This is a genomic window from Yersinia antarctica, from assembly GCF_056636475.1.
This window is the reverse complement of the sequence record NZ_JBSJQF010000001.1, coordinates 4,779,900-4,803,939: the sequence shown is the minus strand read 5'-3', so window position 1 is coordinate 4,803,939 and position 24,040 is coordinate 4,779,900. Positions and strand designations below refer to the sequence as shown.

Below are 24,040 nucleotides of genomic sequence, written 5' to 3'. Positions count from 1 at the left end.
GGGAAGTTTCTGGCACGCTCAGTATCAGGTCAACCAATTTAGTTGATTACAATTTATACCCGTCATACTTCAAGCTGCGTATGTGTTGGCTACACTCAATAACCCTAATCACTTACTTATGTAAGCTCATCGGGATTATCTCCCTTGCCGCCTTCCTGCTACTTGAATTATTTAGGGTATAGGTTAATAACTATTTAATTAATAACAATATTTATGGGAGCGGGTCAATGCGTAAATGGGGTGTAGGTCTGTCATTACTGCTGCTGGCATCAGGTGCCATGGCAAAAGATATCCAACTATTGAATGTGTCATATGATCCGACACGTGAATTCTATCAGGAATATAACCAGGCATTCAGTAAGCATTGGCAACAGCAAACCGGTGATAAGGTGACGGTGCGTCAATCACATGGCGGTTCCGGTAAGCAGGCGACCTCGGTTATTAATGGTATTGAAGCTGATGTGGTGACATTAGCACTGGCATATGATGTCGATGCTATTGCTGAGCGTGGTCGTATTGATAAAAACTGGATTAAGCGCCTGCCTGATAACTCTGCGCCGTATACCTCAACTATCGTGTTCTTGGTACGTAAAGGGAACCCGAAACAGATTCATGACTGGTCAGATTTAGTGAAACCAGGAATTTCGGTCATTACACCTAATCCGAAAACCTCGGGTGGCGCGCGTTGGAACTATCTGGCGGCATGGGGTTATGCGTTAGAACACAACAATAATGATCAGGCTAAAGCGCAGGAATTCGTTAAAACGCTGTATAAGAATGTGGAAGTGTTGGACTCCGGCGCGCGTGGTGCCACGAATACCTTTGTTGAACGCGGTATTGGCGATGTGCTGATTGCCTGGGAGAACGAAGCTCTGCTGGCGGTGAATGAAGTAGGTAAAGACAAGTTTGATATCATCACGCCAAGTGTCTCTATTTTAGCTGAACCGACGGTATCTGTAGTGGATAAAGTGGTTGATAAGCGTGGTACCCGGGAAGTGGCGGATGCTTACTTAAAATACCTCTATTCGCCAGAAGGCCAGACTATTGCTGCCAAGAATTACTATCGGCCACGGGATCCGGCAGTGGCGGCTAAATTCGCCAACGAGTTCCCGAAATTGAAGTTGTTTACTATCGATGAAGTGTTCGGTGGCTGGACCAAAGCACAGCAGACACATTTCGCCACTGGTGGCGTGTTTGATGAAATAAGTAAACGATAAAATAATAACATTTTTATAGCCGTAGTAGACTCAGCGCCCGTAGGTTAATGCTTGCGGGCGCTTTGTTTTATTAACCATTTTAACCCTCTGATTATTTTCACAATTCATCTCTTTCTTACAGATAAAAACCGCGTAATTCGCCAGCACGTGTTAAATGCGCTATTGAGTTATTTGGTCTAATAAATGTGGCAAATTATGCGGAGAGAATTATGAGCATTCGTGGCGTTTCAAGTACGAGCTTGATAGATAATCCAGGTTTGGACCCATTAAGTCCGCCATTGAGGGCATTATCGAGGGGTGGGAGTACTGAATCACTGTATAGTAACGTGTCAATTATATGTGAACCTGATGAATGGGATGCCGCTTCAGCAGTTATCACTGAGAGCTATACACCACCAACATTAGCCATAACAAATGAGAAAGCCTCCTTTGGCATTAAGCCCAGTAACTACTCCATTTTTGGTACCAAAGAGAATTATCTAACAGGCTATTTGTTAAATATAGGCAATAGTAAGGGTAAGCCGCCTCTGTTACTACGACCACTCGCTGCTTTGCTGGCATACTTCGGCATTCATGGTTTTGGGCAAACTAACTGTGCTTCTTGTGCCACCGCCGTGGCTGAAACATTTGAGAAGAATACGGTTTATCTTGCAATACCCGAACTGAGAGGTGGGGATGTCAAAGGGAATATGGGGTTGCTAGATAAGAGTGCTAAGTCTGTTGATGAACTGTTGACTCAGCTACAGCAATATCAACCCACTGACGAGTTAAATGGTGTCCTTGTGATTCATCGGCCAGCTATGTTGCGCATGTTACCGGGGGCGACACAAGGGCATGCCTGTAATGTGATTAAATTTAAAGGCAGTAATATTATTCATTTTTTTGATGCGCAGAAAAAGACTTATGTTGAATGTCACCTTAATAATATTGCAGGAAAAAGCGCGGAAATAAGCAAATTTCTTGGCCCAATTGGCACTGACGGAATTGATTTATATAAAAAAGAGTTTCATGAAAATTTTAATAAAAAAGCCGGAGCATCATCTGCCCCAGCTTAATCAGTAACTTAGAACCTGAATTAGGCTTTTTTAGCTTTCGCTGCTGCTTTCACGATAACCGCGAAAGCATCCGCTTTCAGTGATGCACCGCCAACCAGTGCGCCATCGATATCAGGCTGGGTGAACAGCTCTGCTGCGTTTTTGTCGTTAACAGAACCGCCGTACTGAATGATAACTTGTGCTGCAACCGCGGCATCTTGTTTCGCGATATGGTCACGGATGAATTTATGAACTGCCTGAGCCTGTGCCGGAGTGGCTGATTTGCCAGTACCGATTGCCCAAATTGGTTCATAAGCAATGACTGCGCCTTCGAACGCTTTTACGCCCAAAGTAGTCAGCACGGCATCCAGTTGTTTGGCGCAGACTGCTTCAGTTTGGCCCGCTTCGTTTTCTGCTTCGGATTCACCAATACATAAAACGGGGATCAGACCGGCTTCTTTCAATACACCAAATTTCTTGGCGATGAATTCATCACTTTCGTTGTGATAAGTACGGCGCTCAGAGTGACCGATGATGATGTATTGCGCACCGATATCTTTCAGCATGTCAGCAGAGGTTTCACCGGTAAATGCACCAGACAGGTTCACATCAACATTCTGTGCACCCAGAGCGATGCGGCTACCTGCCAACTCGTGCTTAGCTTGATTCAGATAGATAGTCGGTGGGGCAATAGCAACACCACAACCGTCAACGGTGCTCAGTTCTGTACGCAGGCCAGCGATAAGCTCTTTGACCATGTTAGTGCTACCGTTCAGCTTCCAGTTACCCATAACTAATGGATGACGCATGTTTCTTCCTCCAACAAGGGGACGCGAGGGTCAATAATAATGACTGCCCGACAGGCAGTTTACCTGTCCAACAGTATAGAGATGATTAGTGGCAATGGCTTTGCTTTTCGTCATTAATTGCGGCAAGACTATGCTTCAGATAGTGACAGCTTAATCGGTTCAACAGCGAAAGTTAGCCCTTTTTCGCCGTTATCCGCTACCACATAGCGAATTGCGCCAACCGGATGGGCATAGAAAGGCGAATCTTTACCTTGTGTCAGCAGTTGCTGCACATTATCAAGACTTTGCTGGAGCGTGAGTGTGGGCTCAAACTGGCGCATCAGGGCTGCCATATAATTGACAGCCACTAGTCGGGCCGGTTTCTCTTCACTCCCTTTTATCGGCAAATAGGTAATTTGTAAGGTCTTAATCTTACCGGTACCTTTTTCCAGTGCGGTTGAAGCATAGAGATTCTCATTAATCTTACTGGCAGCCCGAGTCAGTGGGGGCAGATCATCTTTTACTGTAATCGCATGAAACTCACTGAGAGGCAGTGTTGGATTCGTGCGGTTATAGCTTTCACGAAATTTGACCAGTGTTAAATCAAAAGTTGGCGCGCCAGAAAGTAGATAAGGCGCGGTCGGCTGAGCCTCTTCCGTTGGCTGACCGCTGTCGTCTGCGGGGTCGGCATGAGCGCGGCTAACTGTTGCTATTAGCAGCAGTATTGCCAGTATCGCGACTCTCTCTTTTCTCATGACTTATGCCGTCGTTAGAAGTGTGTGTAGGGGATTAAAGCGGTAATTGAGTGTGATTGTCAAAATTCACTGCAAAGATTATAGGTTAGTTGCGGCATTGGGGTACTCTATTGTGTATACCCGTCATACCTCAAGCTGCATGTGTGTTGGCTGCCTTCGTTCACCCCAGTCACTTACTTGTGTAAGCTCTTGGGGACTCGCTCAGTTGCCGCCTTCCTGCAACTCGAATTATTTAGGGTATACATCAACTTTAGGTTATATCAGGTAAATGGATCGGTTCATTGATGACAATACAGCAGTGGTGTTTCTCGTTTAAAGGCCGTATCGGGCGGCGGGACTTTTGGATCTGGATTAGTTTGTGGCTGTTGGCGATGCTGGTTGTTTTTACGCTGGCAGGTAAGGATTGGTTACCCATTCAGACTGCGGCTTTTGCGATAGTTTTTTTGCTGTGGCCAACGGCGGCAGTGGTGGTTAAACGGCTTCATGACCGTAATAAAGCCGGTTGGTGGGCATTTTTGGTGGTACTGGCCTGGATGCTGATGGCCGGTAACTGGCAGATGCTAGCGCCCATCTGGCAATGGGGTGTTGGGCGGTTTATTCCCACACTAATTATTGTCATGATGTTTATTGATTGTGGCGCATTTCTCGGTACCGAGGGTGACAATCGTTTTGGCCCAGAAGCGGTACCGGTGAAGTTTCTGGCTGATAAAACACCACAGTGAATAGGGTTTGATAAAGCCAAAAGGGCCATATGGCCCTTTACTATCAGTTGGTTAGCTTTGACAATACTGTCTATTACCAATATTGCTCGCTGGTCATATGCCCCGGTTTGCGGCGTAAATGTTTACGCATCTCACGCTGTTCTTTCAGCAATTGCTGGGTGTCTCGTACCATTTGCGGGTTACCGCATAGCATTACATGGCTGTCATGCGCGTCAATTTTCAGGCCGACAGCGGCTTCCAGTGAGCCATTCTCAATCAAGGCCGGAACTCTGCCGGTCAATGAACCGTGGGACTCTTCACGGCTCACCACTGTTTGGATACGTAACTTGCCGTTGTAGCGCTGTTCAAGTTGTTGCATCAGTGGCAGGTAGCTGAGATCACGGGCGAAACGTGCCGCATGGACCAACACCAGATTTTTGAAGCGTTCTAAATCACGCCCTTCCTGTAAAATTGACAGATAGGGGCCGATCGCGGTGCCGGTGGCTAACATCCACAAGGTATCGCAATCGGGGATCTCTTCTAGCACAAAGAAGCCCGCCGCTTGCTTGGTAACCATCACTTCACCGCCTACGGGCAACTGGTCCAGCCGTGGGCTGAGTTTGCCTTCCGGTACTGTGACCAAATAAAACTCCAGATTGTCGTCACTTGGCGCATTAACGTAGGAATAAGCCCGCTGTACCCGCTCGCCGTTGATATCTAATGCCAGCTTGGCAAATTGACCGGCGGTAAAGGAGTCAATTGGCGCATTGACCCGAATACTGAACAACGAGTCGGTCCAGTGTTCGATGTGAGTAATTTTGCCACTAACCCATTCAGCCATAATTCTTTCCCATCATATACTTATCTGAAGTGATGCCTAAAGCGATGGCGATATTTTAGAGCATTTGGTTGAAAAACATTATCGATAAAATGTTATGCCTTTCGTCCTTGGACCTCTGTCATCATTCTGAAAATGACACTGGGCTATGATTTCTACTGGTATTATCATCGCGTCCCCCCTTGTCTTGCAGGAACTGCCGTTTCATCCAAATTGATAGGGGGCATCATATTACTATCTCAGGTCAAAAACTCATCCAACTACCACCTTTCATTCGATAACGGCTAATGAATTGTATCGGTACTGGTGTTACGAAAGTGGCCTCGACGGTACGTGCTGGTAACATGGCAACAAAATTAGACGTATCCACCGAATGACCGTCAAGCAGCAATCGCGGCGCACTGACTTTGGGGCCGGTTCTAACCGATTGAGTGCCGATCACCTCAGCGGTAATGTTTTGCTGACGCATGCCTGGAATTTTAACTTCATAAAAATAGCTGCGGGTGTCAGCATAGCCGCCTGAATCGAGATCGGTACCAAAGGAAATATAATCAGGATTGCCTTGACGTACATGCGCCTGGGAATGCCCAGCGGCGTCTTCACTAAAGGCTTTTTTAAATCGCGTAAGCACGTCTTTCGAGGAATCACCGTTTCTGGGGTAGAATCCACCCGCTTTTCTGATGGCCTCCGGTGAACGATCGTCACCGCGATAAAACGTCATCAGATCTTCAGAAGCCCATGTTCTGGCCGCAACTGGGCTACCACGGCCTGATAAGCCTTTTTCCAGAATATTAGCAGTTCGTGTTCTCAGCCCCGATGTGGCGCGGGAGATACCTTTATAAACGCCACGGCCCACGCCTCCTGCCAGCCCGGAAATCCCTGTTCCCAGTGATATCCATCCCAATACTGAGGATGCTTCGGGATTACTATCGGAAATAGCGTTGCTCACAATAGATATTACATCTGAAGCAACGCCCATCGAGCCAACCACCAGTGATATTGCTGAAGCTGAGCTGATTGCTGTCATCACGCTGCCAGCGGCAATTATTGATGCACCGGCGCTAAATATAGCTGCCAATAATCCCAGAGAGCCCAACACGATCCCAGCAATGGCGCTTCCGCTCAGGTGACCGCTTGGATCTAGGCGATTAATAGGATCTCCTGCGCAGTAAGCATATGGATTAATGCCGCCAGCGCCAAACGGGCTGAGGCTATCCGGGCAGTTGAATCGCATTAGTAAAGGGTTGTAGGCACGATAACCGTTACCTAAATGGTAGCTTCCACTAACCGGATCGAGGCGTTCGCCATTAAACCCCGGTAACGGGGAAGGCGTGTAGCCATAGCCGTAGGGTGACCAAGTGTTGAGAGTACCGCTGCTGTTAGCTACCTCTCGTGACCAGAGCAAATTATCATGGTTATCGGTGGCCGTCAGGGTAAGATGGCTGAGCTCTTTTACCCCCAGACAGGCATGACCCAGTTTAATCAATCGATTATTACTTGCCTGATATGTTATGACTTCGTTGACTAACTCATTTCCTTGGTAATACAACACTCGCTTATCGCCATCACTGACGTTCTGGGCCACCAGTCGGTTCAGTGCATCGTAACTGTAGCTACCGCCTGCGATATTCTCTCCGTTTATGCCAATAAGACGACCGGTTACGTCGTAGGTGAGCGTGCGGCCCGATTCATCTTTAATCATGCGCCCATTGGCATCATAGTCGAGGGCAATACTGGCGGGATAATTAGGATGCGTATGAGTTATTGAGGTTAATTGTGTGGGATCGTCATCATTGAGATATCGGTACACTACACTGTCGGTAGTGCCATCGGAGAAAGTGGTTTCCAGGTGGGTCAGATTATTCAGAGCATCATAAGCGTAGCGTTGTGCAGATAACATCATGCCATTAGGCGCGGGTGACAGGTTGCTTCCGGTCGCGACATAGCTGACCAAACGATTACGTTTATCATAGCCGTAATTTTCAGTGTGAATGGTGATATTATTGTGTTTGGTGATACGAGTAGCCAACTGAGCGTTTGCCAGCCATGTTTGTAATATGATGATTTCTATGCCTTTGCTATCAGTCACCTTACGGGATGTTTCCCGGCCAAAATCATCGTGAGCTAGCTGAGTTTTCAGGCTGTTCTGCGTTGTTCCATCGGTAATCAGCAAGCTGGCAAGGTAGCCTAACGGGTTATAACTTAGCCGTGCATTCAGATCATCATCCGCAACTTCAATTATTCTGCCGTCAGTATTTCGGTTATAGCGGGTTTGTGCGCCGGTGATATCGGTAAAAGTGGTGTTGCTACCACGCAGCGTCCAGCGATAATGACTGGCACGGGGGGAATCTTGGTGATGGATCACTGTTTCGGTTTTCAAACTGCCGGAAGGGTGCCAGGAAAATTGAGTATCGACACTGTCAGTTTCTTTGGCGTCCAACTGCCGGCCACTAATAGGGTCATAGCTAAACTCTTGGGTGACACCGTTTGCGTTGAGAGATTGCACCGAATTATTCAGTTCGGGAATGTAAGATAGATTAATCACTTCCTTCTCAGGGGTGATGATACTGAACGGAACGGGTGATGCTTCCTGATAGCGATAGGACGTAGTTCGGCCACAGCTGGAGCTTTCGATCAGCCGCCCCAGGCTATCAAAATTCTGAGTACCTAGTAGCCAATGCTGGGTTTTTCCTGCTGAATTCTTACCCGTAAGGGTGAGTGAGGCTACATAATTGCCCTTTAAATAGCCGGGGTAGGTGCGGGTTACTATGCTGCCGTCTGCTGTAGTTTGGCTGACCAGCCGGTCGTAAGCATCATAGGTATGTAAAGTGACATGCCCAAGTTCATCTTCTTCTCGGCATAAGCGGCCCAGTCCATCGTAAGCATAGTGGCACACTCCCTGTGGCTTTCCGGCAGTGTCAATACGGGTCGTGCTCAGAGGGCGTAGATTGATATCGTATTGAATTTTGCTGCTACCACTGTCGATCTCACGGTTATTGTTGTTACCACTCTGGTGGAGAGTTTGGGTAAGCTGAATAGGGTCATTCACTTGCCAACGCGTAATGCCGTCGCTGCCAGCGGCTTTAGTTATTTCCCCCCAATTATCATAAGTATGAGCCGAGTTAATGGCATATTGTTCAGGCCGCTGATTTTTCGCTATCCACCAATCACTGCTTTTCTCTGCGGTGATTTCATTTAACAGGTTATAGCTATAAGACTGAATTTCATACCAAGAAGGTGTCTCTCCCGCATTCGACTGCTGTTGGCGTAATGTGCGACCCAGACCATCAAAATAGGTGCGAAGCTTATTACCTGCGGCATCTGTTTCAGTAGTGGAAAGCTTCCCTTCGCCATCGATCAGGTAGTCCCAACGGGTCGTATTTTCATAGCGAGTGCCAGGGCAGGTAACTCTGGAGGTAAGACGGCCCATTTCATCGTATTGATAATGCGTAGTAATACCTTGAGCATCGGTTTTTGCATACAACAGCCCAGTATAAGCGGAGCGAGTGTGAGTTACCGTACTGGTTACACCGTCAGAGCCGATAAATTTTGCTATTTGAGTTAATAAACCACTTTGTATTTGAGTTGTAAAACGCTGAGTGCTGGTGAATTGCTTGCCGCTATCTGACAGCTCATACATGTCCTCGTTAATGGCAATAATTCGCCCAAACTCGGCGTCATTAGCGTCACTTATTGACATTAGGTTCTGTTGCGACAACAACTGGTCGTCGCGATAAAAGAATTTCTTCTCTTGCACCACATACGGAGTATTGCCGAGTCTTTGGTAGGTAAAACGGCAGGTCCGGATTGGCGTGGTATAAGCGGATTCGGCAGGGATGAGTTTTTGTTGTTTTATAAATCGCACAAAACCGTTGGGTTCCGCTGGGCAGTTTTCCTCCCCCTGGCTGGCGTACCAACGGGTCACTACCACCGAACCATCAGGATTTTCTTCCTTCGTTGGGTTGCCCCAGAGATCAAATTCAGTTTTCGTTATTTCAACGCGGCGTTGTTCGGTTGCCGGTTTGCTGGTATCAAGAAACGTCGTTGTGGTTTGTTTGGGGAGCTGAAATTGTGCGGGCTGTTGGTCAAAAGGGGTGCCTTTTTGGGCGTAATACTCAGTTTCTACAGTACATGAACAGCTGCCTTGTTGGGTGCTTTCCCGCGTAATGAGATGGAAATTATTGTATCTACGGGTAATAACAATATTGTGCTTATCACCGAGTTGAGTTTCCGTTGATCCATATTGGTAATCCGTCAGGATCCGATAAGCATTATCGCTATTTGGTAAGAAATTCACGCCACTGGCAAAGCCTAAATAGTTCGTGTTGGTATATTCGTAGAGGGTGACCAACTTTTGCTGCCCAGTTCCGGGGGTGATAGTGTGTCTGACGGCGGCAGGCAACGCGGGCACGGCATTCTCAGGAAAGCGCATCAAGTTATTTTGGTAATCAACGTTTTCAATTAAGCCGGATGGATAAGTCACCTGTTCAATATAACCCTCGCCAGTATAGGCCATAACCCATTGATACTTATTATCAACTAAGGTTATTTTTTGCAATCGTTTGTTGAACAACTGAAATTGTAGCGTGCGCTGTTCCTGCGTCCCTGAAAAAATAGTAATTTCAGGGAATATCGCATCGTCGTAATTTATTTTAAGTAATTCTCTATTGGCATCTCGGATGCTGGCTAGACGCTTGAAACCTTTAAATATCCAGTTAAAATGAACTTCATGCCCTAACGGAGAAATTACTGAAATAACATTTTTAATATTTTGACCTGAATTCCTGCCTTCTAATATTTCGACCACACCTGATTTATAAGTAATAATATAGTTATCATTATTACGCTCGAATTTAAAAGAGCTTAATTTTTTTTGCTCAATTTCTACGCCGTTAGCACTTTCATAAATATGGTATTTATCACCTGTTGATAAATACAAAACTTTATTTAGTGCATCATACTGTGAGAAAGAAAATGAAAACCCCATGCCAAGGCCAATGTTATTATTATCAAACATATTATAATGTAGTGATACATCTATTTCCGGCCCTAAATTGTTATTAGCCACCACACTGGCAATAGGAAAAGAAAATGAATATAAACCGGTTCTCGGGTCAACGCCGCCTAAGGCTGCACTGATGAAATTACCACTCTGAGTGAAATAGTTAGCCACTTGAGTCATATAAATGACCTCCATTGAGTTTTTTTAATATTGAAATGAAAGTAGCCCAGTCGGTAAAACTGAAACTACTTTTAATAATAAATCACGGTTAAGCAATGGGATGAATGCAAGGTGAACTAAGCCAAGACATGGAAGGATATGTCCTGGTCGCCATTAGATTTTACGTCAATATCAGCTCTGTTACCGTATTGGTCATGTAAGAAGAAATGCAGAGATTTAGACCAATCGTTATAAGACCATAGCGCACCGTACCATAGGCGATAAGACCAGAAACAGATACCGCGTTCCTCATGATTTTTCGAGGTAACGCTAATGGTCCAGGAGTTCGACACTTGAAATTTGGCAGTATAGTTAGCTGAGCTAATATCAATTGAGCTATCAGTTGAGGTAGAACAGCCTTTATAGTTACCTTGCTGTCTATAATAGAACCAGTATCTCTGATCACATAAAGCATCATGGGTAATGGTATTATCTGTCGATTTAAATCGGACGTAATACTTTCTCAAGATACTGTTATAGCCGTCAACACGGTTTTCTTGTTTAGTCAAAATGTCCAAATCATTATCAGTGAATATTCTCGCCGGGAGAATTCTCATTGATATATAGTCAGGTATTGCATTGTTATTATTGTTATTATTGTTATTATTGTTTATTTGTGCCGTTGTATACTCTATTTTGGTCCCAGTATTGGGATCGTTAATGAAAACCTGAACATATACTTTGAGTGGGGACTCTGAAACTTTAGGAACAGATAAATAGAAGTGACAAGGGTTACCGGGATTGTCTCGTGATATTTTCTTGAGAACAGGATAAACATATTCCCCAGCCACTTTTGATTTGGTTAATATCCTGCTGGGAATAGGCGTATTTTTATAATCGACGAGATTAATATGGTCGTATATTTCATCGCTGGATAAAAATACTGGGTTATTTTTTTATCTCTAGCTTCAATAATTATATCTACGGGTATTTGATTATTACCATTGGCATAGATAGAAGTCGATTTCTCACCATTGGAAATATAAATACTTAATTTATATATACTTGCTATATCATTCCAGTTAGACATATATCACCTCTTTAGGTTGAGATTTCACCCATCGACTTTATTAGCCATGAGTGGTGCAAATAAATCTTATATTGATGATTTGGCTTATTCAACCGGTGATTTTAAATCCTGTTACTCATAATATGATGTTATTGTATGAAAAATAATTTAATAAAAAACAAAGTGTATCAGTAAATATAAAACTCGCTGAATGATACCGGGGGGATATTAATTGGTATAGACTATTTTGTGGGGTCTTTATAGTATTTTTTAGTCACATTTTTATTCAGAACTCTATTAATACAATTGCTAATTTTGAGGTCCGCTCAGGAAACGGAAATTATTGTACGTTTAGAACATTATTTAACCACTATCGATACGCAACAGATTTATTTAGCGTCAATGATTACCGCTTTTAAATTATCTCTCTCCATGTATTGCTTTTAGGTTATGCCATTATTCACGATTGCCGCATAAATGCTTTACCGCGCTGGAGCACCCTAATATAACGATCTGTTCTGTTCAAAAAACAGGCTTATCGTATAATTATTTTCCAATATTTAAACACATCTCTTCTCCATCAAGGTTCATCTGGACAGTTTACTTTACGGCCATGGTGTTTTTATCTGCCAGTTGGCCATTTGGCAATATGTCGTGCTGGCTCGCTAAAATTTCTAGATTTGTTAGCTTATGCGCCAATAGTGAGGTGTGTCACTTTTTCAATATCAATGTGGCACGTAGTCCGGCTAATAGACTAGTTAAGACAATGAGAAAAATAGAAAATTTCCACCTGCTGGTTATGTTGATCCTCCTGGTTGCCGTTGGTCAGATGGCGCAAACCATTTATGTGCCGGTTATCTCGGATATCGCCCGTGATTTATCGGTTCGCACCGGAGTGGTGCAGCGCGTGATGGCAGCGTATCTATTGACCTATGGTTTTTCACAATTGATTTATGGCCCGCTATCAGACCGGGTTGGTCGCCGGCCGGTGATTCTGGTTGGTATGATGATATTCATGTTGGGGGCGCTTGGGGCTTGGCTGGCGGATAGCCTGACCATGTTGGTTGCTGCCAGCGCTTTGCAGGGGATGGGGACGGGAGTTGCAGGTGTGATGGCACGCACCATGCCACGGGATTTATATGCCGGTACGGCGCTACGCTACGCCAACAGTATGTTAAATATGGGTATTTTAGTCAGCCCTTTAATGGCACCGGTTATCGGTGGAGTGCTGGCCAGTCTATTTGGCTGGCGCGCTTGCTATGCGTTCTTGCTATTTCTGTGTGGTGGTGTGGCGTTTTGTATGTTCCGCTGGTTGCCGGAGACTCGGCCACAGCAAACTGAAAAGCGGCGAATGTTGGCCAGCTTCCGCCTGTTACTCTCTGACCGGGCCTTTAGCTGCTATTTAATCATGTTGATTGGAGCGTTGGCCGGGATTGCCGTATTTGAAGCCAGTGCCGGCGTGTTGATGGGGGGGGTGCTGGGGCTGAGCGGTATGATGGTCAGTATTCTGTTTATTTTGCCGATCCCAGCCGCATTTTTCGGTGCATGGTATGCCGGGCGCGAAGGTAAAACCTTTCACAGCCTGATGTGGCATTCGGTTATCAGTTGCCTGCTGGCCGGGTTGATGATGTGGATCCCTGGTTGGTTCGGCATCATGAATATCTGGACGCTGGTGATACCGGCAGCGTTGTTCTTCTTTGGCGCTGGAATGCTGTTCCCACTGGCAACTACCGGTGCCATGGAGCCGTTTCCATACCTGGCCGGTGCGGCAGGGGCATTAGTGGGGGGATTGCAGAATATGGGATCAGGATTGGCTACCTGGTTGTCAGCTATGCTGCCACAAACCGGGCAATTTAGTTTGGGGCTACTGATGTTTGCCATGGCAATTCTGATTTTGCTGTGTTGGTGGCCGTTATCTCATCGGATGCAACCACAAGAGCATCATGCTTAAGTCGGCAGATAAAAACGGGTACTGATTTAATGCGGTACCCGTTTTATTTTTTGCTCAAAGAGGACGAAAAAGATTCACGGGGCGGTTTACAGCAAGAACTCGTGTAATGCTGAGTCTTTGCGATCAAGGAAATGGGTCGAACGGATACGGCGGATAGTGCGGGATTTACCCCGGATCAGCAGTGTCTCAGTGGTCGCCATGTTGCCTTTACGATAAATCCCTTCCAGCAAGTCGCCTTTGGTAATACCGGTTGCAGAGAAAATCACATTGTCATTACGGGCCATATCCCCCAATAACAGCACTTTACCTGCTTCAATACCCATGGATTTGCAACGAATCAATTCTTGTTCACCCATACGGCGGTTATCTTCGTTATCGCCCTTAACTTGATGGCGTGGCAACAAGCGGCCTTGCATATCGCCATCCAGTGCACGGATCACCGCAGCAGAAATGACACCTTCAGGCGCACCACCGATGCAGTACATCACATCGACTTCGCTTTCTGGCATGCAGGTCAAAATGGACGCTGCCACGTCGCCATCTGGAATGGCAAACACTTTCACCCCAAGTTGCTGCATTTCAGCGATGATACCGTCATGGCGTGGTTTAGCCAGTGTGATAACAGTTAAATCACTCAAGGGTTTATTGAGCTTGATGGCGATATTGCGCAGGTTTTGTTCCAGCGGTAGGTTAAGGTCGATAGCCCCTTTGGCTCCCGGTCCAACTACCAGCTTTTCCATGTACATATCCGGGGCATGTAAAAATGTCCCTTTATCTCCCACCGCCAGCACCGCCAGCGCATTTGCCTGGCCCATGGCGGTCATACGGGTGCCTTCAATCGGGTCAACCGCAATATCAACCGCATCACCTTGACCGGTCCCCACGTTTTCACCGATAAAAAGCATCGGTGCTTCATCGATTTCACCTTCACCGATAACAATCTGCCCATCAATATTGACTTGATTGAGCATAATACGCATGGCCCGTACGGCAGCGCCGTCGGCGGCATTCTTATCGCCCCGGCCCAGCCACTTATAGCCTGCCAGCGCGGCAGCTTCGGTGACACGGGAAAACTCGATGGCTAGTTCACGTTTCATGGTTAGACCTGTATCCCCGTCATACTTCAAGCTGCATGTGCGTTGGCTACGCTCGTTACTTGGCTCGTCAATGGGCCTCACAAGGCGAGACCGCTGCAAGCAGATTTTTCATCCCAGTCACCTACTTAATGTAAGCTCTTGGGGCTTTTCTCGCTTGCCACCTTTCTGCAACTCGAATTATTTAGGGTAATAGAAGAAGGATGTAAGCAGGAATTCTACCATCTTTGCGAAGTAAAGCCGTAGGGGTGTCTTTTGGCGGGATGAGATTTTTCACAATAAAAAGGCACCATCAGGAATGATGGCGCCTTTGGTTTACAAAAAACAGTGTAAAACAAGCGGGCCGTTACTCTTCGTGCTCTTCCCATGCCTGGGCACGCGCCACGGCTTTCTTCCAGCCACGGTAGCGAACATCACGTTCAGTGGTTTCAATCCCTGGGCGGAATTCGCGCTCAATCGTTGCCTTGCTTTTCACTTCATCCAGATCACTCCAGAAGCCAGTCGCAAGACCTGCCAGGAACGCAGCACCGAGAGCGGTACTTTCACGAACCGCTGGGCGTTCAACGCGGGTACCCAGAATATCGGCCTGGAACTGCATCAGGAAGTTATTCGCCACCGCACCACCGTCCACACGCAGTGATTTCAGACGTTCGCCGGCATCTGCCTGCATCGCATCCAGTACATCACGCGTCTGGTAAGCAATCGATTCAAGGGTTGCACGGATAATGTGGTTACTGTTAACCCCACGTGTCAGGCCGAAAATCGCACCTCGGGCATACGGGTCCCAATAAGGTGCACCGAGGCCGGTGAACGCTGGCACTACGTATACGCCGTTGCTGTCTTTCACTTTAGTGGCGAAATATTCGGAGTCGGTAGCATCACTGATCAGTTTTAGCTCATCACGCAGCCACTGGATAGATGCGCCGCCAATAAATACCGCGCCTTCCAGTGCATAGTTAACTTCACCTCGTGGGCCGCAGGCAATAGTAGTCAGCAGGCCATGAGTAGACTGAACGGCTTCTGTACCGGTATTCATCAACAAGAAACAGCCGGTTCCGTAGGTATTTTTAGCCATGCCGGGTTGTACACAAAGCTGACCGAACAAGGCCGCTTGCTGGTCACCCGCGATCCCTGCGATTGGAATACGGGTCCCGCCTTTACCACCAATGTTGGTCTGGCCGTAAACTTCTGAGGATGGACGGACTTCAGGCAGCATAGCGCGCGGAATATTCAGCGCTTTCAGCATACGGTCATCCCACTCTTTGGTACGGATATTAAACATCATGGTACGTGATGCGTTTGTGTAATCCGTAACGTGTACGCGGCCTTGGGTCATGTTCCATACCAGCCAGGTATCCACCGTACCAAACAGTAACTCACCGCGTTCAGCGCGCTCACGGGCACCCTCGACGTTATCAAGGATCCATTTCACTTTGGTGCCGGAGAAGTAAGGGTCGACCACCAGGCCGGTGTTGTAACGGATGTACTCTTCCAGCCCTTCTTTTTTCAGTTTTTCGCAGATATCAGCAGTACGACGGCATTGCCAAACAATGGCGTTATACACTGGTTTCCCAGTTACTTTATCCCAAACAATGGTGGTTTCACGTTGGTTGGTAATACCGATACCGGCGATTTCGTCAGAACTGATACCGGCTTTTGCCAGTACTTCAACCAGTGTTGAGCTTTGCGTCGCCCAGATTTCCATCGGGTCATGTTCAACCCAACCGGCTTTAGGGTAAATTTGAGTGAATTCGCGCTGAGAAACACTCACGATATTGGCATCATGATCCAGCACCACGGCTCTGGAGCTGGTGGTTCCCTGATCAAGCGCGACAATGTATTTCTTTTGAGTAGTATTTTCAGTTGTCATAGTTAGCCTACTTTTAAGTTGCCGTAAATCTATTGGGTAGTATCTATTATTTATGCTTTACGTTCTGTGGTCGTTACCGTGGTTTCTTCATCATCAACCACGCACACATCGCACGGTAAATGGCGGCCAATCAGGGCGCGATAACCGAAAGCACCGAGTAATGCACCGACGATAGGCCCGAAAATAGGGACCAGGAAGTAAGGAATATCACGCCCGCCAGTGAAGGCAATTTCGCCCCAACCTGCCAGATAAGCGAATACCTTTGGACCAAAGTCACGTGCTGGATTCAATGCAAACCCAGTCAATGGACCCATAGATGCACCGATAACGGCAATCAAGATACCAATCAGTAGAGGAGCCAGTGGGCCGCGTGGAATACCGTTACCATCATCGGTCAGTGCCAGAATCAGACACATCAGAATGGCAGTAATCACTGTTTCAACCAGGAAGGCCTGGAACACAGAAATATGTGGATTTGGATAAGTTGAGAAGATTCCGGCTAGATTCAGGCTCTCGGCGCTACCGCGAACCACTTGGTGCGTTTGTTCGAAATCGACAAACAGGTTGTAATAGAGGCCATACACTAACGCGGCAGCGCAAAATGCGCCGGCAACCTGCGCCACAATGTAAGGGAGAACTTTACGGCGATCGAAACAAGCGAATAACCACAATGCAATGGTTACGGCCGGATTAAGATGTGCACCTGAGATTGCTGCTGTCAAATAGATGGCCATGGCAACACCCAGGCCCCAAATGATACTGATTTCCCACTGCCCAAAACTGGCTCCAGCCAACTTCAATGCAGCAACGCAGCCTACACCAAAAAAGATCAGCAGACCGGTACCGAGAAACTCCGCAATACACTGGCCCTTCAACGTCGAACTAGCGGTTTGGCTCATAGTAGATGTCCTACAGACAGAGATTTATACGGTATTTCTTATTTTTGCCCTTCGAACCGCGAAGGGAGTGATGTAAATTTATCGTTAACGAGCACAAACGAGAAATAGCGAAATCAAAATGTGTGTGGTGTGTCATAAAAATGAGCGATTTCGCGTTATTCACGGCTGTTAAGGGACTTTGAAAGTGTGATCAGACCAGTGGTTTCGCTATCAGTTGTTAAAGGCATGTATAATTTTACAGGATGGGTCATAGCGGTTTTTCGGTTTTTGCTGATAGTTACTGACACGAAATTGCTACAGAGTGTGGTTTGTACCGGTATGGCGCTAGACAGGGGGGGGCTGGCTACATACAATCGGTTTATCAAGAGCATCGTTTTTATCAAGCTGCGTTGCCTCTGCAAAGGAACGCGTTAGAACATAGCGCTTGTTACACCTAGTTCGATGGATATATAGCGCGATAAGTATTCACAGCAGTTTCATCTGCCGAGTGTCAGCTCAGTAGATACGGTGACTTAGTTAATACGGCGACGTCGGCTAAGAATGATGACTGCGACCAAAAGATGTACGCCTTGCTACCATAAGGGGACCGAAGAATGTCATTTGAAGTATTTGAGAAATTGGAAGTTAAAGTTCAGCAGGCGATTGATACCATCACTTTGCTACAGATGGAAATTGAAGAGCTGAAAGAGAAGAATAACACCCTGTCCCAAGAAGTTCAGGATGCTGCTGGTGGCCGTGAAGCCTTAGTGCGCGAAAATGAGCAACTAAAACAAGAGCAGCATGTTTGGCAGGATCGTCTGCGGGCACTGTTGGGAAAGATGGAAGAAGTCTAAGTGCTAGCTGGCTTAACGCAACCGTAATCGGTTGTTGAAGGCGGCTTGTCACGTAGCTACTGCAAATACGAAGTAGCAAAAAGGGCGATATCAATATCGCCCTTTCTTATGAAAATCAGAGGGATATTATTCAATATCCAGTGGTTCTTCTGACAAGATGATCCCAGTGTTATCTGCGTACAAGTGGTCACCAGAGAAGAATGTTACACCGCCAAAGTTCACACGGATGTCGCTCTCACCAATGCCTTCATCTGCCGCACCTACCGGAATTGCGGCCATTGCCTGAATACCGATATCTAACTCCGCCAGATCGTCTACCTGACGCACAGCACCGTAAACCACAATGCCTTCCCACTCGTTTTTCAATGCTAATTCAGCTAACTCAGCATCGATTAATGCACGGCGCACTGAGCCACCGCCATCGACGACCAGAACACGGCCCAGACCATTTTCTTCAAGCAGGTCGAACAACAAGCCGTTATCTTCGAAACATTTTACAGTAGTAATCTTGCCACCAAATGAAGTGCGCCCCCCAAAATTGGAGAACAGTGGTTCTACCACATTTACCTCTTCATGATAGGTATCACAGAGTTCGGAAGTATCATATTTCATAGGATTAACGTCTGGTTGCGGCTGGGAGATTAAGTATATCCCTTTCTGGCTGCTGTTGGCAAAATCATCAATTGTTAAATTTATCCGGGCTGGCCTTTATGGGGTGTGGCCCGGAGAAGGTTTGAAGAACAAACCGCTGGGATTAACTGAATACCAGACCGACAGCAAACAGAACGTTGGTCAGTAATGCGGCTTTAACCATATGCTCAAGCATTGGGCGCATACCCGCAGCAGTAGGCTCACGCAGTACAAACAGCGCATGTTTGACCAGTAACGGAACGGCTAGAATAAAGATCCAGCCGGCCCAGCTATGCAAATTCTGAAGTGTGAATATTGCCAGGCACAAAATTGCTGCCGCGATTAATATGGCATGATAATAACGTGCGACCACCGGCCCCAAACGCACTGCCAACGTGTTTTTACCATTAGCTGCGTCGTTTTCAATATCGCGCAAATTATTAATATTCAAAACCGCCGTTGCCAGTAAACCGCAGGCCGTGGCGGGTAACATCACGATAGTGTCAAAGTGCCCAGCCTGGAGATAGTAAGTCCCCGCGACACTCAGCCAGCCGAAGAAGACCAGTACTGAAATATCACCCAGCCCCATATAACCATAGGGTTTGCTACCGACGGTATAGGTAATAGCTGCCACAATTGCCATTAACCCAAGCAATAAAAAGCCTAAAACATCGCTGGGTTTTTCACAGGCCACAGCAATGAGTGCGATACCGGAAATAATCGTCAGAATAACGGTGACAATCAGCGCCACTTTCATCTGCTGGCGGGTAATCATCCCTTTTTGCATCCCGCGCAATGGCCCGATACGCTCTTCAGTATCACTGCCCTTGATGGCATCACCGTAATCATTAGCCAGATTAGATAGAATTTGCAGCAGGCCAGCAGTTAATAAGGCGAGGAGTGCTACGGCAGGTTTAAAACTATCGAGCCAGACAGCAAGGGCTGAACCGGTAACGATTGAGGCAAAGGCCAGTGGCAGGGTTCGTGGTCGCAGGCTTTCCAGCCAAGCCTGGGTCTGGCTGGTGTTGGTTGATAGGCTCATGTTTCGCTTCATTTTATTATATTAGGAGTCTGGTCCGCCCATATCGGCGTGTTAAAAACATTATGTCTGTCAAAAAACAACAGTGGGAGGCGATGCCTCCCACTCGATATTGTCCTGACGGACTATTTTATCCAGCATAAAGATATAAAGCGAATTATAGGATAAAACGACTCAGATCTTCATCTGCTACCAGCTCATCAAGATGCTTACCAACATATACAGCATCAATAGTGATGGATTGACCATTACTTTCGCTAGCGTCATAGGAGATATCTTCCATCAAACGCTCCAGCACGGTATGCAAGCGGCGTGCGCCGATATTCTCGGTGCGCTCGTTAACTTGCCATGCTGCTTCAGCAATTTTGCGGATACCTTCGCGAGTAAATTCAACGGTAACCCCTTCAGTAGCCATCAGCGCTTTGTACTGCTCGGTTAATGAGGCACTTGGCTCGGTCAGGATACGCTCGAAATCATCGGTGGTCAGCGCCTGCAATTCAACGCGGATTGGCAGGCGGCCTTGCAATTCCGGGATAAGATCTGACGGGCTGGACACCTGGAATGCGCCGGAGGCAATAAACAAGATATGGTCAGTTTTCACCATGCCGTGTTTAGTTGATACGGTGCAACCTTCGACCAATGGCAGCAAGTCACGCTGTACCCCTTCACGGGACACATCCGGGCCTGACGTTTGACCGCGTTTACAGATTTTATCGATTTCATCGATGAACACGATCCCGTGTTGTTCAACGGCATCAATCGCCTGCTGTTTCAGCTCTTCTGGATTGACCAGTTTCGCGCCTTCTTCCTCAATCAGCAGTTTGAACGCGTCTTTGATTTTGACTTTACGCGGTTTTTGTTTCTGACCAGCGATGTTCTGGAACATAGATTGTAACTGGTTAGTCATCTCTTCCATGCCAGGAGGTGCCATGATTTCAACCCCCATCGGCGAAGCAGCCAGATCGATTTCAATCTCTTTGTCGTCCAGTTGCCCTTCACGTAATTTTTTGCGGAAAGCCTGGCGGGTAGCGGATGGCTCTTGTGTTTCATCCGGCTGGCCCCAGTTATTTTTTGCCGGTGGAATCAACACGTCCAGAATACGTTCTTCGGCTAACTCTTCAGCCCGGTAACGCATTTTCTCAATTGATTGATGGCGAACCATTTTCACAGCCGCATCGGTCAGATCGCGGATAATAGAATCCACTTCTTTACCAACATAACCCACTTCGGTGAATTTGGTCGCTTCAACTTTGATAAATGGCGCATTGGCCAATTTTGCCAGACGGCGAGCAATTTCAGTTTTACCGACACCGGTTGGACCGATCATCAGAATGTTTTTAGGGGTAACTTCGTGACGCAACTCTTCATTGAGCTGCATACGGCGCCAGCGGTTACGCAGGGCAATTGCCACCGCACGTTTAGCTTTATCCTGGCCGATGATGTAGCTATCAAGTTCGCTGACGATTTCGCGTGGGGTCATTTCAGACATGTCACTCTATCCTTACGCTTTATACGTTAATTCTTCGATGGTTTGGAAGCGGTTGGTATAGATACAGATATCCCCCGCAATGCTCAGAGACTTCTCAACGATATCTTTGGCACTTAATTCAGTATTGTCTAACAGCGCGCGCGCGGCAGATTGGGCATAAGGCCCACCGGAACCGATAGCAATCAGGTCGTCTTCTGGTTGAACAACATCGCCGTTGCCGGTAATGATGAGTGATGCTGTTTCATCCGCTACAGCCAGTAGTGCTTCAAGCTTGCGTAACATACGATCAGTACGCCAGTCTTTGGCTAACTCGACAGCCGCTTTAGTCAGGTGGCCTTGATGCATCTCCAGTTTGCGCTCAAACAGCTCAAACAGCGTAAAGGCATCGGCAGTACCGCCAGCAAAGCCCGCAATCACTTTATTGTTATAAAGGCGGCGTACTTTTTTGGCATTACCCTTCATTACGGTATTACCCAGAGTGACCTGGCCATCACCACCAATAACGACATGACCATTACGACGTACACTTACAATTGTTGTCACGAGCGGACCCTCGTTGCAGACTGAATGAGTCCCCGTACTGCCTGTCAAAAAACAGCACGGGGTATATTGAGATTATAAATGGGGGAGGATTGCGACTTTTCAACCCCCTACAGCGAGGGGAATGCATCCTGATTGACCCGCGCCTTTCAAACGTTGCAAGGTACTATCAGCGGCTGCTTTGGTACTGTAAGGGCCAAGGACCACACGATTCCAGCCACCACCGCTGGTAATGCGGCTTTCGATACCGCCAAATGCCAATTGGGCGCGGATAGATTCGGCCTGATCGATGGCTTTGAATGAACCACACTGCACCATCCAACGTTGTGCTTTTTCTTTCTCTTTTTCCGGTTTCGGCGGTGTAACGGCCGGTGTTACCGGAGCTGCCGGTTGCGCGCGTTGTGGGGTAGCCACAGGCGATTGTACCTGCGTCTGCTGCTGTACCGGCGCGGTAGTCTGGCGCGGCGGTGTTAGCGGCTGCTGTTGCAGGGTCGTGACCGGTGGTTTGATGGTCACAGCAGAGCGTGGCACCGTCATCCCTTGGTTATACGGAACCTCTGATAACTGCGTTGGCTGCTGGCGCATATCTGCCTGCATCTGCTCTAGCAATTGGCGCTGCTCATTAGTCAGTTGCGTTTTAGAATTGGCTTCGCCACCAGCAGAGGGCTCTGTAGGTGTTGGGACACCAATCTGACGGTTTTCCAGCTCTTTAATATAACGCCAGCGTTCTTCGGGTTTGGGAGGTAACCCATTACCGGTACGAGGATCATGGCTGGGCAATAACGGAAGCTCACCCGGCTTATTATGGGTGATGAAATAGAGGCCACCAACAAATACCACTAATAGCGCGACGGCCAGCGCCACCACGGTTTTAGATACTGCTGGAGCACTGCGTTTTTTCCGGCTGGTGCTTTTGCGCCGCGCTCCTGAGCGCCCTCGGCTTACATAATCTCTTTGTGCCACTATCGTTTCGCTGCGTCTTGATGATGGAATAAGTCCGTCATGTTACTGAACCCCTGAATATTTGCCTAGCGTTTAGGCGCAGCAGTACTTTCCCTGACAATTAACTCGGTGTCTAACAACCGGGAGCCACTTTGTACTGAATGCCCTTGTAGCTGCTCAAGTAATAGTAACATGGCTTGCTGACCAATTTGATAACGTGGTTGAGCCACGGTGGTCAAAGGGGGATCACAATACTGTGACAACTTCAGATCGTCAAAGCCTACCAGCGAGACATCCTGCGGGATACGTAGTCCCATTCTCTTTGCCTGCCACATCGCGCCTATCGCCATCACATCATTGTGACAAAATATTGCTGTTGGGGGATGAGGTAATGCCATCAGCACCGCAAAGGTTTCTGCGCCAGCTTCATAGCTAAAGTCACCGCGCATAATATAGTCACTGTCGACAGCGATACCATTACGACGCAGTGCCTGAATATAGCCCTGGAGCCGATAATGACTTAGCGGCAAACTTTCCGGCCCGGCAACACAGGCAATACGTTTGTGCCCCAATTCATGTAGATAATTAACCGCTTCATAAGCGGCAGTCAGATTATCGATATGTACCGTTGGCAGTTCCAGTTCAGGAGCGAACTCGTTTGCCATCACCATTGGCGGCAAATTGCGCTGCTCTTCTTTGCTGGCATCAAAAGGCAGATTGGAACCTAACAACAACATGCCATCAATTTGCTTGGTAATGATCAGGTTAACGAAGCTACGCTCTTGCTGGGTTTGTTGTGCGCAATCGCCAATTAAGATCAGATAACCTTGCTGGGCTGCCGCATACTCAATCCCTTGAATGATATCAGCAAAAAACGGGTCACTAATATCCGGTACAATAACCAGAATCGTGCGCGATTCATTACGTTTAATATTGCGGGACAAAGCATGAGGAGAATAACCCACCGCCAGAACAGCTTGCTCCACTTTTTGCCGGGTTACTGTTGACACTTTTTCCGGGTTCATCAGTGCGCGTGACACCGTCGCAGTTGAAACACCTGCCATTTCAGCAACGTCTTTCATGGTAGCCATCGTGAATTCTTTCTTATGTTCCAACGCCTTTCTCCTTGCTCTGGCTCCGAGCCAGCACTGATGCTTAATGCAGGCTTTCCGTCATTCTATACAGATAGT

General features: G+C 47.2%; 20 protein-coding genes. 5 read left to right on the top strand and 15 right to left on the bottom strand.

Annotated features, from left to right (window positions below; genetic code table 11):
* Window positions 1–227 precede the first annotated feature (227 nt).
* Together ACWJJO_RS22110 and ACWJJO_RS22105 are read left to right on the top strand one after the other, a co-directional pair.
* On the top strand, window positions 228–1,217 hold the full coding sequence (locus ACWJJO_RS22110) for a sulfate ABC transporter substrate-binding protein (RefSeq protein ID WP_083161754.1): 990 nt from the start codon (window positions 228–230) through the stop codon (window positions 1,215–1,217).
* A 209-nt stretch (window positions 1,218–1,426) separates the two neighbouring features.
* Window positions 1,427–2,272 carry a hypothetical protein gene (locus ACWJJO_RS22105; protein ID WP_372569783.1) on the top strand — a complete coding sequence of 282 codons (846 nt, stop codon included), beginning with the start codon at window positions 1,427–1,429 and terminating at the stop codon, window positions 2,270–2,272.
* Window positions 2,273–2,292: 20 nt separating this feature from the next.
* On the opposite strand, the gene tpiA is transcribed toward ACWJJO_RS22105, so the two are convergent.
* Window positions 2,293–3,060, bottom strand: coding sequence for a triose-phosphate isomerase (tpiA, locus tag ACWJJO_RS22100; RefSeq protein WP_083161756.1), 768 nt, complete (start codon window positions 3,058–3,060; stop codon window positions 2,293–2,295).
* A gap of 128 nt (window positions 3,061–3,188) precedes the next feature.
* Entirely contained in the window at window positions 3,189–3,794 is a 606-nt protein-coding gene (locus tag ACWJJO_RS22095) for a DUF1454 family protein (protein ID WP_481091525.1), read from the bottom strand.
* Between the two features lie 284 nt (window positions 3,795–4,078).
* Here ACWJJO_RS22095 and ACWJJO_RS22090 point away from each other — a divergent pair, with 284 nt between their 5' ends.
* Complete coding sequence (locus ACWJJO_RS22090; RefSeq protein ID WP_083161760.1) at window positions 4,079–4,516, top strand: DUF805 domain-containing protein; 438 nt, start codon at window positions 4,079–4,081, stop codon at window positions 4,514–4,516.
* A 73-nt stretch (window positions 4,517–4,589) separates the two neighbouring features.
* On the opposite strand, the gene fpr is transcribed toward ACWJJO_RS22090, so the two are convergent.
* The 4 genes from fpr to ACWJJO_RS22070 all read right to left on the bottom strand — a co-directional run bounded on the left by fpr (window position 4,590) and on the right by ACWJJO_RS22070 (window position 11,584).
* A complete protein-coding gene (gene fpr / locus ACWJJO_RS22085; protein ID WP_083161762.1) occupies window positions 4,590–5,336 on the bottom strand; it encodes a ferredoxin--NADP(+) reductase in 747 nt (248 codons plus the stop codon).
* A 241-nt stretch (window positions 5,337–5,577) separates the two neighbouring features.
* Window positions 5,578–10,515, bottom strand: a complete 4,938-nt coding sequence (locus tag ACWJJO_RS22080; RefSeq protein ID WP_481091524.1) for an RHS repeat-associated core domain-containing protein — start codon at window positions 10,513–10,515, stop codon at window positions 5,578–5,580.
* Between the two features lie 116 nt (window positions 10,516–10,631).
* Entirely contained in the window at window positions 10,632–11,063 is a 432-nt protein-coding gene (locus ACWJJO_RS22075) for a hypothetical protein (protein ID WP_481091523.1), read from the bottom strand.
* A 293-nt stretch (window positions 11,064–11,356) separates the two neighbouring features.
* On the bottom strand, window positions 11,357–11,584 hold the full coding sequence (locus tag ACWJJO_RS22070; protein WP_442821384.1) for a hypothetical protein: 228 nt from the start codon (window positions 11,582–11,584) through the stop codon (window positions 11,357–11,359).
* Window positions 11,585–12,329: 745 nt separating this feature from the next.
* Here ACWJJO_RS22070 and emrD point away from each other — a divergent pair.
* Window positions 12,330–13,514, top strand: a complete 1,185-nt coding sequence (gene emrD, locus ACWJJO_RS22065; protein ID WP_372560122.1) for a multidrug efflux MFS transporter EmrD — start codon at window positions 12,330–12,332, stop codon at window positions 13,512–13,514.
* Window positions 13,515–13,600: 86 nt separating this feature from the next.
* On the opposite strand, the gene glpX is transcribed toward emrD, so the two are convergent.
* The 3 genes from glpX to ACWJJO_RS22050 all read right to left on the bottom strand — a co-directional run bounded on the left by glpX (window position 13,601) and on the right by ACWJJO_RS22050 (window position 17,377).
* Window positions 13,601–14,611, bottom strand: coding sequence for a class II fructose-bisphosphatase (gene glpX, locus ACWJJO_RS22060; RefSeq protein ID WP_083161768.1), 1,011 nt, complete (start codon window positions 14,609–14,611; stop codon window positions 13,601–13,603).
* 343 nt (window positions 14,612–14,954) lie between these two features.
* Entirely contained in the window at window positions 14,955–16,478 is a 1,524-nt protein-coding gene (gene glpK, locus ACWJJO_RS22055) for a glycerol kinase GlpK (RefSeq protein WP_083161770.1), read from the bottom strand.
* Window positions 16,479–16,528: 50 nt separating this feature from the next.
* A complete protein-coding gene (locus ACWJJO_RS22050) occupies window positions 16,529–17,377 on the bottom strand; it encodes an MIP/aquaporin family protein (RefSeq protein ID WP_083161772.1) in 849 nt (282 codons plus the stop codon).
* 593 nt (window positions 17,378–17,970) lie between these two features.
* Between ACWJJO_RS22050 and zapB the strand changes: the two genes are divergently transcribed.
* Window positions 17,971–18,210: a septal ring assembly protein ZapB gene (gene zapB / locus ACWJJO_RS22045; RefSeq protein ID WP_004704796.1), complete on the top strand. Its 240-nt coding sequence runs from the start codon at window positions 17,971–17,973 to the stop codon at window positions 18,208–18,210.
* 126 nt (window positions 18,211–18,336) lie between these two features.
* On the opposite strand, the gene rraA is transcribed toward zapB, so the two are convergent.
* From rraA to cytR, 6 genes are all read right to left on the bottom strand, one after another.
* Window positions 18,337–18,822, bottom strand: a complete 486-nt coding sequence (gene rraA, locus ACWJJO_RS22040; protein ID WP_083161774.1) for a ribonuclease E activity regulator RraA — start codon at window positions 18,820–18,822, stop codon at window positions 18,337–18,339.
* A 142-nt stretch (window positions 18,823–18,964) separates the two neighbouring features.
* The gene (locus tag ACWJJO_RS22035; RefSeq protein WP_083161776.1) at window positions 18,965–19,882 is read right to left on the bottom strand and encodes a 1,4-dihydroxy-2-naphthoate polyprenyltransferase; all 918 of its coding nucleotides are present in this window, start codon (window positions 19,880–19,882) and stop codon (window positions 18,965–18,967) included.
* A 154-nt stretch (window positions 19,883–20,036) separates the two neighbouring features.
* Window positions 20,037–21,368, bottom strand: coding sequence for an HslU--HslV peptidase ATPase subunit (gene hslU / locus ACWJJO_RS22030; RefSeq protein WP_083161778.1), 1,332 nt, complete (start codon window positions 21,366–21,368; stop codon window positions 20,037–20,039).
* A 12-nt stretch (window positions 21,369–21,380) separates the two neighbouring features.
* On the bottom strand, window positions 21,381–21,911 hold the full coding sequence (hslV, locus tag ACWJJO_RS22025; protein ID WP_005190517.1) for an ATP-dependent protease subunit HslV: 531 nt from the start codon (window positions 21,909–21,911) through the stop codon (window positions 21,381–21,383).
* Window positions 21,912–22,010: 99 nt separating this feature from the next.
* Window positions 22,011–22,871: a cell division protein FtsN gene (ftsN, locus tag ACWJJO_RS22020; protein ID WP_083161780.1), complete on the bottom strand. Its 861-nt coding sequence runs from the start codon at window positions 22,869–22,871 to the stop codon at window positions 22,011–22,013.
* A 65-nt stretch (window positions 22,872–22,936) separates the two neighbouring features.
* Window positions 22,937–23,965 carry a DNA-binding transcriptional regulator CytR gene (gene cytR, locus ACWJJO_RS22015; RefSeq protein WP_083161782.1) on the bottom strand — a complete coding sequence of 343 codons (1,029 nt, stop codon included), beginning with the start codon at window positions 23,963–23,965 and terminating at the stop codon, window positions 22,937–22,939.
* Between the last annotated feature and the right edge of the window lie 75 nt (window positions 23,966–24,040).

Bases quoted from the DNA above. Each gene is read 5' to 3' on its own strand.
- hslU (WP_083161778.1), bottom strand. From the start codon at position 21,368: ATGTCTGAAATGACCCCACGCGAAATCGTCAGCGAACTTGATAGCTAC.
- fpr (WP_083161762.1), bottom strand. From the start codon at position 5,336: ATGGCTGAATGGGTTAGTGGCAAAATTACTCACATCGAACACTGGACC.
- ACWJJO_RS22110 (WP_083161754.1), top strand. From the start codon at position 228: ATGCGTAAATGGGGTGTAGGTCTGTCATTACTGCTGCTGGCATCAGGT.
- ACWJJO_RS22080 (WP_481091524.1), bottom strand. From the start codon at position 10,515: ATGACTCAAGTGGCTAACTATTTCACTCAGAGTGGTAATTTCATCAGT.
- emrD (WP_372560122.1), top strand. From the start codon at position 12,330: ATGAGAAAAATAGAAAATTTCCACCTGCTGGTTATGTTGATCCTCCTG.
- ACWJJO_RS22105 (WP_372569783.1), top strand. From the start codon at position 1,427: ATGAGCATTCGTGGCGTTTCAAGTACGAGCTTGATAGATAATCCAGGT.
- rraA (WP_083161774.1), bottom strand. From the start codon at position 18,822: ATGAAATATGATACTTCCGAACTCTGTGATACCTATCATGAAGAGGTA.
- tpiA (WP_083161756.1), bottom strand. From the start codon at position 3,060: ATGCGTCATCCATTAGTTATGGGTAACTGGAAGCTGAACGGTAGCACT.
- ACWJJO_RS22050 (WP_083161772.1), bottom strand. From the start codon at position 17,377: ATGAGCCAAACCGCTAGTTCGACGTTGAAGGGCCAGTGTATTGCGGAG.
- glpK (WP_083161770.1), bottom strand. From the start codon at position 16,478: ATGACAACTGAAAATACTACTCAAAAGAAATACATTGTCGCGCTTGAT.
- glpX (WP_083161768.1), bottom strand. From the start codon at position 14,611: ATGAAACGTGAACTAGCCATCGAGTTTTCCCGTGTCACCGAAGCTGCC.
- ACWJJO_RS22035 (WP_083161776.1), bottom strand. From the start codon at position 19,882: ATGAGCCTATCAACCAACACCAGCCAGACCCAGGCTTGGCTGGAAAGC.
- ACWJJO_RS22070 (WP_442821384.1), bottom strand. From the start codon at position 11,584: ATGTCTAACTGGAATGATATAGCAAGTATATATAAATTAAGTATTTAT.
- ACWJJO_RS22095 (WP_481091525.1), bottom strand. From the start codon at position 3,794: ATGAGAAAAGAGAGAGTCGCGATACTGGCAATACTGCTGCTAATAGCA.
- ACWJJO_RS22090 (WP_083161760.1), top strand. From the start codon at position 4,079: ATGACAATACAGCAGTGGTGTTTCTCGTTTAAAGGCCGTATCGGGCGG.
- zapB (WP_004704796.1), top strand. From the start codon at position 17,971: ATGTCATTTGAAGTATTTGAGAAATTGGAAGTTAAAGTTCAGCAGGCG.